Annotated in this window: 9 protein-coding genes; 2 read left to right on the forward strand and 7 right to left on the reverse strand. The window is 55.2% G+C overall.

The genetic code is table 11. The features are described 5' to 3' along the window. The 7 genes from Q7T06_RS01180 to aroC all read right to left on the reverse strand — a co-directional run. Window positions 1-399 (reverse strand): aspartate-semialdehyde dehydrogenase (locus Q7T06_RS01180; RefSeq protein ID WP_304778773.1); only part of this gene is annotated, 399 nt, incomplete at its 3' end. A gap of 75 nt (window positions 400-474) precedes the next feature. Next, on the reverse strand, window positions 475-1,545 hold the full coding sequence (leuB, locus tag Q7T06_RS01185; RefSeq protein WP_304778775.1) for a 3-isopropylmalate dehydrogenase: 1,071 nt from the start codon (window positions 1,543-1,545) through the stop codon (window positions 475-477). 56 nt (window positions 1,546-1,601) lie between these two features. Beyond that, window positions 1,602-2,249: a 3-isopropylmalate dehydratase small subunit gene (gene leuD / locus Q7T06_RS01190; protein WP_304778778.1), complete on the reverse strand. Its 648-nt coding sequence runs from the start codon at window positions 2,247-2,249 to the stop codon at window positions 1,602-1,604. A gap of 113 nt (window positions 2,250-2,362) precedes the next feature. Beyond that, a complete protein-coding gene (locus Q7T06_RS01195) occupies window positions 2,363-2,488 on the reverse strand; it encodes an entericidin A/B family lipoprotein (RefSeq protein ID WP_304778781.1) in 126 nt (41 codons plus the stop codon). A 48-nt stretch (window positions 2,489-2,536) separates the two neighbouring features. After that, window positions 2,537-3,937 carry a 3-isopropylmalate dehydratase large subunit gene (gene leuC / locus Q7T06_RS01200; protein WP_304778784.1) on the reverse strand — a complete coding sequence of 467 codons (1,401 nt, stop codon included), beginning with the start codon at window positions 3,935-3,937 and terminating at the stop codon, window positions 2,537-2,539. Between the two features lie 157 nt (window positions 3,938-4,094). Continuing rightward, complete coding sequence (locus Q7T06_RS01205) at window positions 4,095-4,928, reverse strand: M48 family metallopeptidase (protein ID WP_304778788.1); 834 nt, start codon at window positions 4,926-4,928, stop codon at window positions 4,095-4,097. A gap of 53 nt (window positions 4,929-4,981) precedes the next feature. After that, window positions 4,982-6,082: a chorismate synthase gene (gene aroC, locus Q7T06_RS01210; RefSeq protein ID WP_304778790.1), complete on the reverse strand. Its 1,101-nt coding sequence runs from the start codon at window positions 6,080-6,082 to the stop codon at window positions 4,982-4,984. Between the two features lie 143 nt (window positions 6,083-6,225). Here aroC and Q7T06_RS01215 point away from each other — a divergent pair, with 143 nt between their 5' ends. Both Q7T06_RS01215 and Q7T06_RS01220 read left to right on the forward strand, forming a co-directional pair. Continuing rightward, complete coding sequence (locus Q7T06_RS01215; protein ID WP_304778793.1) at window positions 6,226-8,472, forward strand: EAL domain-containing protein; 2,247 nt, start codon at window positions 6,226-6,228, stop codon at window positions 8,470-8,472. Between the two features lie 72 nt (window positions 8,473-8,544). Then, the coding region (locus tag Q7T06_RS01220; protein WP_304778795.1) for a PAS domain S-box protein at window positions 8,545-10,499 on the forward strand (1,955 nt) is incomplete at its 3' end.

The following is a 10,499-nucleotide window of genomic DNA, read 5'->3' on the forward strand; positions in this document are numbered from 1 at the left end:
GCCACCGATGTAGTTTTTCACGCAACGCCCCATCGCATCCTTGCTCACATGCAGAGTGACGGGAGCGAGCACCATGACAGCATCGTCCTGCCTGCGCAGGGTCGAAGCGGCGTCTATCCAGTAACCGCTCCAGCCGGCTGCGCGCAGCTTGGGAAAAATATCGGTGGTGTAGTCGCCGCCCTGGCAGGTAATGATGATGTCGCATTTTTTCAGCGCGTCTATATCATTGGCATCCTGCAGCGCCGTTTCTTTCTTTGCCATCGCAGGCGCCTTGCCGCCCTTGTTCGAGGTGGTGAAAAATACCGGTTCGATATGGTCGAAATCACGCTCTTCCTGCATGCGTTGCATCAAGACCGAGCCCACCATGCCACGCCAACCTACCAAGCCCACAACTTTCATCATCATTTCCTCAACGCAGGACGCATCCAGTCGTCCTATTAATCATTGTCACGGCGGTGACCGCCGTCCTCATTTTCAAACCAGTGCTTTTAAGACCGCATCGCCCATCTGCGTCGTGCTGACCTTGGTGGTGCCGGCTTCGTAAATATCGACGGTGCGCAAGCCTTGTTTCAACACTGCCTTCACCGCAGCTTCGACACGATCCGCCTGCTCTACCTTGTTGAGCGAATAGCGCAACATCATGGCCAGCGACAAGATCGTTGCCAGTGGATTGGCCATATCCTTGCCGGCGATGTCAGGTGCGGAACCATGTGACGGCTCGTACAAGCCCTTGTTGTTGGCGTCCAGCGAAGCCGATGGCAGCATGCCGATCGAGCCGGTCAGCATCGCGGCGGCATCGGACAGGATGTCGCCAAACATGTTGCCGGTCACGACCACGTCGAATTTCTTCGGCGCGCGCACCAGTTGCATCGCGGCGTTGTCGACGTACATGTGGTCGAGCTCGACGTCCTGGTATTCCTTGTGCACGTCGGTGACGACATCGCGCCAGAACTGGAAGGTTTCCAGCACATTGGCCTTGTCGACGCTGGTCAAACGCTTGCCGCGTTTTTGCGCAGCCTGGAACGCCACGTGTGCAATGCGGCGGATTTCAGGTTCTGCATAACGCATCGTGTCGAAACCTTCACGCGCACCCTTGAACGGGCCGTCCGGCGCTTCGCGCATGCCGCGCGGCTGGCCGAAATAGATATCGCCAGTCAATTCACGCACGATCATGATGTCGAGGCCGGATACGATTTCCGGCTTCAGCGACGATGCGCCTGCCAGTTCAGGATACAAAATCGCCGGGCGGAAATTGGCGAACAGGCCGAGGTGCTTGCGCAAGCCCAGTATCGCCTGCTCAGGACGCAGCGAACGCTCCAGCGTATCGTATTTGAAATCGCCCACCGCGCCGAACAGGATCGCATCAGCTTCCTTGGCCAGCTTCAGCGTCGATTCCGGCAGCGGATGACCTTGCTCGGCATAGGCAGCGCCGCCAACCGGAGCGGTTTCAGTTTCAAATTTTTCACCCAGCGCGTTCATTACCTTGACAGCTTGCGTGATGATTTCCGGACCTATGCCGTCGCCCGGCAGAATTGCGATTTTCATTTGATGACTTCGATAAGATTAAAAAAGGATGGAATCGCGCATTTAAATGCGTGCGCTTAAATCGTATTGCTCAACCACGGCTGCGCGGCGAGATGGCGCTCTTCGAAGGCGCGTATCTTGTCTGCTTTTTGCAGGGTCAGACCGATATCATCAAAACCGTTGAGCAAGCAGTATTTGCGGAACGCGTCGATTTCAAATGGATAGACCACGCTGCCATTGCTGGTAGCGATCGTTTGTTTTTCCAGATCGATCACCAGATGGAAGCCAGGGAATGCCTTGACTTCGTTGAACAAGTGATCGACTTGCGCCTCGGTCAGCGCGACCGGCAACAAACCGTTCTTGTAACAGTTATTGAAAAAGATATCGGCAAAACTGGGCGCCACGATGGCCCGGAAGCCGTACTGGCTTAAGGCCCATGGCGCGTGTTCGCGCGAGGAGCCGCAGCCGAAATTCTTGCGCGCCAGCAGTATCGATGCGCCCTTGTAGCGCGGCTGATTCAATACGAAATCGGGATTCAGCGGACGTTTCGAATTGTCCTTGCCCGGCTCGCCCTGATCCAGATAGCGCCATTCATCGAACAGATTCGGACCGAAGCCGGTGCGCTGTATCGATTTCAGGAACTGCTTGGGAATGATGGCGTCGGTATCGACATTTGCACGATCCAGCGGCGCAACCAAACCATCGAGAATATTAAATTTATCCATACTGTCCAACTATTAACATGTGCGACGGCAAAAGATTGCCGGCGCACTGATTCAATTTTCTGATGCGCTTACGTATGCAGTCGGCTTGTTTCAGCCAGCTTATTGCAATCGGCTTATTTCGCAGATTTATTCTGTATCTTGTCGCCCACATGTTCGACATCCTTGCCGAAACCCTGAACCGTGTTACAGCCTGCCAGCAGCCAGACAGAAGCAATCAACAAAGCAGCGATTTTTTTCATGTTTTTTCTCCGTGAATTTAATTTACAGCGACAAATTTAAAGTAACGCTTACAGCGAACGTACATCAACAAAATGGCCTTCAATACCGGCTGCAGCAGCCATCGCAGGACTGACCAGATGCGTACGGCCGCCGGCACCCTGGCGGCCTTCGAAATTGCGATTGGAAGTCGATGCGCAGCGCTCGCCCGGCTCTAGGCGGTCGGCATTCATAGCCAGACACATGGAGCAACCAGGTTCACGCCATTCAAAACCGGCATCCTTGAATATCTTGTCCAGGCCTTCACGCTCTGCCTGCTCCTTGACCAGACCGGAACCCGGCACCACCATCGCCAGTGTCACGTTCGATGCACGATGCTTGCCGCGCACCACCGCAGCCGCGGCACGCAAATCTTCTATGCGCGAGTTGGTGCAGGAACCGATGAATACCTTGTCGATACGGATATCGGTGATCGGCGTATTTGGCTTCAGCCCCATGTAGACCAGCGCTTTTTCCATGCCATCGCGCTTGGTTGGGTCTTTTTCCTTGTCAGGATCCGGCACGCGGCCATCGACCGCTACCACCATCTCCGGCGACGTACCCCAGCTCACTTGCGGCTTGATTTCAGCGGCGTTCAAGGTGACGACCAGGTCGAACTTCGCGCCGACATCGGAATGCAACGTGCGCCAGTAATCGACCGCGCGATCCCAGTGCGGACCAACCGGCGACAAGGGCCTGCCCTTGACGTAATTGATCGTGGTCTCGTCGACTCCCACCATGCCGGCACGTGCACCGGCTTCGATCGCCATGTTGCAGATGGTCATGCGGCCTTCCATCGACAGCGCACGTATGGTCGAGCCGGCAAACTCGATTGCATAACCGGTACCGCCAGCAGTACCGATCTTGCCGATGATCGCCAGCACGATATCCTTGGCTGTCACGCCAGCGGGCAAAGCGCCATCGACCTGTACCAGCATGGCCTTGGATTTTTGTGCCAGCAGGGTTTGCGTGGCAAGCACATGTTCAACTTCCGATGTGCCTATGCCGTGCGCCAATGCGCCAAACGCACCATGCGTGGAGGTATGTGAATCGCCGCACACCACCGTCATGCCCGGCAAGGTCGCGCCCTGCTCAGGTCCGATCACATGCACGATGCCCTGACGCTTGTCGCGCATGCTGAAATAGGTCAAGCCGTATTCATGCGCATTGTGATCCAGCGTTTCTACCTGCAGCCGCGATGTCGGATCTGCAATACCTTCCGAGCGATCAGTGGTCGGCACATTGTGATCCGCCACCATCAGGTTGGCAGCAACGCGCCATGGGCGACGGCCAGCCAGCTTCAAGCCTTCAAATGCTTGCGGGCTGGTCACTTCATGCAGCAGGTGGCGATCGATATAAAGCACGGTCGTGCCATCGTCGCCGACATCGACGACATGCGATTGCCAGAGTTTATCGTAGAGCGTTTGAGCCATATTTCGTGTGTAAAAGTAAGTCTGTCACGACTGATTGAATAGACCGAGATTATGCCATATTTGTACGCTGCGGCCTTGAAAGAGCGCAGCGCAGGCAACCGGGAAACGGGCGTTTATTCAGAAATACGGGAATTATCCTTGCTGCCAGGCCAGGCTCTCAGCGCCTGCTTTTTGCCTGCAGATACAGCGGCATCACGCGTTGCGCGTAGACATTCAAGTCGCTGATGCGATCTGAACTGGAAGGATGGGTAGACAGGAAAGCCGGACGTTCGCTGCCGCCCGCCTGAGCCATTTTTTGCCATAGCGTGACGGCGGCGCGAGGATCGTAAGCAGCGCGCGCTGTCAATTCAACTCCCATGCGATCGGCTTCCGTTTCATGGCTGCGTGAATTAGGCAAGCCAACCAGGCCCATATAGGCATACTCCGCCCCCTGCTGCCCCAAACCGCCCACGCCCAGCAAGGCAGAACCGATTGAAATCACGCTGCCGGCGACCAGCTGCTCCGATGCGCGCTCGCGTGCATGCTCGCGCAATGCGTGAGAAATTTCATGCCCGATCACGGCCGCCAGTTCATCGTCGGTGACCTGAAGTTTTTCAATCAAGCCGCTATAGACAGCGATTTTCCCTCCCGGCATGCACCAGGCGTTGACTTCAGACGAAGTCAGCACATTGACTTCCCACTGCCAGCGTTGCGCATCAGGACGAAAAACCGGTGTTTGCGCTATCAGCCGATTGGCAATGGTGCGCACGCGCGCTACCTGCGCCGGATTTTGATTGACCGTGTTTTTCTGCTTTTGCCCTGTGATCAAGGCCGCGTATTGCCTGGCTGCTGTCTGATCCAGCTCCTGGGATGACACTGCCATGCGCTGCTGCCGGTCTATGCCGACCAGCCCGCCTTGCGTAGTCTGCACGGTTTCGCAAGCCGACAACATCAGCATGAATGTAATGCCCACTGCGAATGAGAAAAAAGTGCGTAGGCCGACTGGTCTCATTTCTACTCCCGATCTAGACTATCATCGCCGCGCAGATACGCGGCGCAAGTAAATCAGCGTGCGCCAGCCGGAATTTGCGGCGTGCTCACTTTTACATCGCCGCATTGCGCACGATGGCGCAATGCGTGATCCATCAAGACCAGTGCCAGCATGGCTTCGGCAATTGGCGTGGCGCGTATGCCGACGCACGGATCATGCCGCCCCAGGGTTTCGACCATGATAGGCTGGCCGGCTTTATCTATCGAATGGCGCGCAGTCCGAATGCTGGACGTCGGCTTGATCGCAATCGATGCGGTGATGTTCTGGCCGGTAGAAATACCACCCAGCACACCGCCTGCATTGTTGCTGGCAAAGCCATCGGGCGTGAGTTCATCACCATGCTCGGTGCCTTTTTGCGCAACCGACTTGAAGCCCGCGCCGATCTCCACCCCTTTGACGGCATTGATACCCATCAAGGCATACGCGATTTCCGCATCCAGCTTGTCGTAAATCGGCTCGCCCAGGCCTATCGGCACATTCTCGGCCACGACGTCGATGCGCGCGCCGCAGGAATCGCCGTTTTTGCGCAAATCATCCATATACGCTTCCAGTTGCGGAAGGATAGTCGCGTTCGCAGAGAAAAACGGATTGTCAGGGACGTGACTCCAGCTTTCGAATGGAATCGCTATCTCGCCCAGCTGGCTCATGCAACCCTTGAAAGTCGTACCGTACTGTTCCAGCAGCCATTTTTTCGCAATCGCCGCCGCACCCACCACCGGTGCAGTCAGGCGGGCCGACGAACGTCCGCCACCACGCGGATCGCGGATGCCGTACTTGTGCCAATACGTGTAATCAGCATGCCCGGGACGGAAAGTATCCGTGATATTGCCGTAATCCTTGCTGCGCTGGTCTTCGTTGCGTATCAGCAAGGCTATCGGCGTACCGGTGGTCTTGCCTTCGTATACGCCGGACAGGATTTCCACCGTATCTGATTCCTGGCGTTGCGTCACATGACGCGAAGTGCCCGGTTTGCGGCGATCCAGATCGAGTTGAATGTCGGCTTCTGACAACACCATGCCAGGAGGACAACCATCAATGACGCATCCGATTGCAGGGCCGTGGGATTCGCCGAAAGTGGTGACAGTAAAGAGTGTGCCAAATGTATTGCCGGACATGATGGTTAATGATCAATGAAATAAAGTGTCATTCTACCAGTGCACAGAAAACAAATACTTCAAGAAAAATCATTGCCTGATATGGAATGGGTGTGCAATATACTGTTTCCAAACTAGAAAAACTAAATCCCGGAGAAGGCATCATGAGCAAGACGGTCAGCCATAACGAGGATGACCTTGTATTTCTGGATGAAACGGTACGCGCATCCGATGACAATATCCTGGGGGCGAACAACGGCGTCTGGCTAGTCATGATCATAGATGACGATGCCGACGTGCATTCGGCGACAACTTTTGCCTTGAGCAATGTCGCAATACAAAACAGGCCACTGGCATTCCTGCACGCCTATTCCGCGCAGCAGGCACGCGAAATCCTGGCAAACGAACCGGATGTTGCGGTTATCTTGCTGGACGTCGTCATGGAGCAGCAGGATGAAGGTCTGCAGCTGGTGCACTACATACGCGATGTATTGCACCGTGCAGAAGTACGCATCATCCTGCGTACCGGCCAGCCGGGCTATGCCCCGGAGATCGATGCGATCCAGCAGTTCGACATCAACGATTACAAGACCAAGTCCGAACTGACGCGCATCAAGCTGTACACGGTGGTGACTGCAGCAATCCGCTCCTACGAACAAATCTGCACCATCAATGCAAGCAGCCGCGGTCTGGACATGATCCTGCGCGCCAGCACCGAATTGATGGCCATGCAAACCCTGGAAGAATTTACCGCCGGCGTCATCACGCAAATATCGCATTTACTCGGAATCAAGCCAGATGGCCTGTTTTGCGTGCAGGAGACCCTGCACAATCAGGAAACCGAGTTATTCGTCGTCGCCGCAGACGGGAAATATCAGGATCTGATCAATCATCCTGTTTCCGCATTCGAGGATGCGCAAATCGGCAATACACTGGTTCGTGCACTAAGTGAAGGACGCAACATTTACGGCCGCGATTATGCCGCCCTGCACTTTACCGGCAACGGCTCCAGCAATTTCGCGACATTTCTCAAAATCGGCCGGCCGCTCAACGAAAATGAATTGCGTCTGCTGGAAGTTTTCTGCAGCAATATCTCAGTCGGCCTCTCCAACATCATGCTGGTCACGCGACTGCATAACTCCGCCTTCTACGATTCCCTGACCAAACTGCCGAATCGCAACCGCCTCAAAGAAATCATCGATGAAAACCTGGCCTCTACTGAATACCGGCCAACGACACTGGCATTGATAGACATCGATCACTTTGCAGAAACCAACGACACGCTAGGCCACCAGTTTGGCGACATGCTGCTGCTGGCCGTGGCGGCACGCTTGCAGTCACGACTGGGAGACCGGCTCACCGTATCGCGCGTAGGCGGCGATACTTTCGGCGTGCTGGGCGATGATGTTCAAGTCAATCCTGCTGCCGTGCTGGCGCAATTTGAAAGGCCTTTCAGCATCGATGGCCAGGATGTGCAACTTTCCGCCACTGTCGGACTGGTACGTTTGGCTGAACATGAAGGCCGCGGTGTAGAAGCGCTGAAAAATGCGCATATCGCGTTGAAGCGCGCCAAAATCCAGCAACGCACCGGTTATTCTTATTTCTCGCGCAGCATGGGCGTCGACATCCGTGAGCGCGTCAACATGATGCATGCCTTGCGTGCGGCATTTGAGGAAAAGCGCCTGTTCGTCGTCTACCAGCCGCAAATCGACATGGTCACGCGCGCCCCGGTCGGCGCCGAAGCTCTCTTGCGCTGGCAGACTGAAGACGCGACGATGATTTCGCCTAACCGTTTCATTCCGATTGCCGAATACTCAGGCTTGATCATCGAACTCGGGGAATGGGTGTTGCGCCAGGCTTGCCAGGAGTTGGTGCGGATACAGCGCCTGGGCTATGCCGATTTCCTGATGTCGGTGAATGTGTCGCAAGTCCAATTCCGTCATCCGCACTTCCTCAGCATGCTGAAAAAGGCACTGGAAGACACGGGCGCGCCACCGCACTGCATGGAGCTTGAAATCACCGAATCCATGGCGATGGAAGAACCTGATGCGCTGATCAAATTACTCGATCAAATCACCGAGACCGGCGTCAGCATCGCGATTGACGATTTCGGCACCGGCTTTTCATCGCTCAGCCATTTGCAGAAACTGAGTGTGGACAGACTCAAGATAGACCGGGCCTTCGTCACTGAAATTACCGAATCCTCACGCGGCAGCAGCATCGCAGAGATGATTATTCAATTGGGACGCAATCTGGAACTGGACGTAATTGCCGAAGGCGTCGAAGATGAACGGCAGGCAAAAATCCTGACCGAACTCGGCTGTCCATTCGGCCAGGGATTCCTGTTTTCCAGGCCCTTGAGTTCCGACGTACTGCACACCTGGTTGCGCGAACATAAAGAACACCAATAAAGCACATCAGGATACGCAGCAGCCACCGCATCATTTCATTATTTTGTTCAGTCCCCACACCCGCCGGACGACATGAAAAAAAACGTATTCACCCTGCGACGTTCTATCGTGCTGGCAGTAGCCATCGGCTTGCTCGTGCCGGCGATCCTCATCAATGGCTACGGCTGGTTCGATACCTACAACTCGGAAGTTAAAAAGAGAACCGTCAAGCTCGCCGAAGAAAATGCAGTCGCCCTGGCTGATGGCATGAGCGAGCCACTGTGGAATTTCAATCACAAGGATGCCGCTGCATTGGTCGACGCTGCGATATGGCGTAATGACGATATCGTGCGCATAGAAGTACGCGACAATAAACGCACGCTGTTTGCCGCCAGCGAACGCACCGAACGTCGGGCAGGCTTTACTGCCACTGCAGACGCCAGTATTTATTACCGCGGCCAGGTAGCCGGCTCAGTCAGGATTGAAGTTGCCAGCACACGCCTGCGGCAAATCATGCTGGAAAATATGGCGTACCAAATGCTGACGCTGGCGCTGCAGATCGGCTTGTCTATCGCACTGATACTGCTCTTTCTTGAACGTCGCTTGTTGCGGCCTTTGCAAGGCTTGCATGCCGGGGTAAAGCAGTTGATCGAACGTCGCCTGGACCAGCCATTCAAACTGGAACGCCTCGATGAAATCGGCCAGCTCTCGCAACAGATGGAAGACACACGCATCCGTTTGCGCAATCTTCTGGGCGGCCAGAAACATCAGGATACGACCGGCATGGATCAGCACGCGCACGTCCAGCTGGAACTTTACGAGCGCGAGGCGCACTTTCGCGTACTGGTCGAACAAAGTCCGGTTGCGATCATCGAGTGGGATAAAAAACACCAGGTAGTCGAATGGAATGCGGCTGCAGAACGCATATTCGGCTATCGTCGTGAAGTTGCGATGGGAAGGAATATCCGTTTTCTCGCCCCGCTGGATAAACGACATCTGATCCAGGGCCTCGCCCAGCAATCCGTATCCAGCCCGCCCGGTACGCAAACCATACAAGAAAATTTAACCGCCGATGGACGCATCATTACCTGCGCATGGCGTTATTCGCATATAGATGAAGACGGCATGAATGCGGAGCGGCTGCTGTCGATCGCAGAAGACATTACAGAAAAACGCCACGCCGAAGAAATACAGCGCCTGTCAGAAGCAAAATTCTCCGGCGCATTCCGCTCCAATCCGGATTCGATTTCGATCACGCGCCTCTCCGATGGTGCATTCATCGAAGCCAATGCAGCGTTTGAAAAGACCCTCGGTTTTACGCGCCATGAATGGCTGGGGAAAACTGCATTGCAGTTACGTATCTGGGCCTATCCGCAAGAGCGGACAGAATTATTCCGTCAGCTTGAGCGAAATAAAGCGGTGCAGGATTTTTCCTGGAGCATGCGCAACAAGGCTGGCGAGATACGCAAATGCCTGATCAATGCCACGCTGTTCCCCGTCGATGAAGAAATGTACATGCTGGCGGTGATACGCGACGTTACCAACCAGCGCCTGCTGGAAGAACAAAAGGCAGAAGCAGATCATGCACTGCTGCGCCTGGCACAAGGCACGCGTGATTTCTCCGGTGAGAAATTCTTTGAATTGCTGGTCAATGATCTGGCTTCGGCCCTGCGTACCGATTTCGCCTATATCGGTCTGCGCACGCCGGGAGATCCGATGCGCATACGCGCGCTTGCAGCACATTTGCAGGGACGCCTGGTAGACAATTTCGAATATGCGGTTCTGGGTACGCCATGCGAACGTACTCTGGAAGGCGAGATCTGCGTCTTTGCAACAGACATACAGTCGATATTCCCGCGCCACAAGGTAATGAAAGGACAAAGCTGGGACAGTTACGCCGGCGCCGCCTTGCACGATGCAAACGGCCAGGTAATCGGCGTATTGGCCGTCATGCATACCAAACCCTTGCGTAATCCTGACCTGATCCGGTCCCTGCTGCAGGTGTTCAGCGAACGAGCTTCAGCAGAGCTGGAGCGCAAGCGGGCAGA

It is taken from the genome of Herminiimonas sp. (genome assembly GCF_030645555.1).
Classification (GTDB): Bacteria; Pseudomonadota; Gammaproteobacteria; order Burkholderiales; family Burkholderiaceae_D; genus Oxalicibacterium.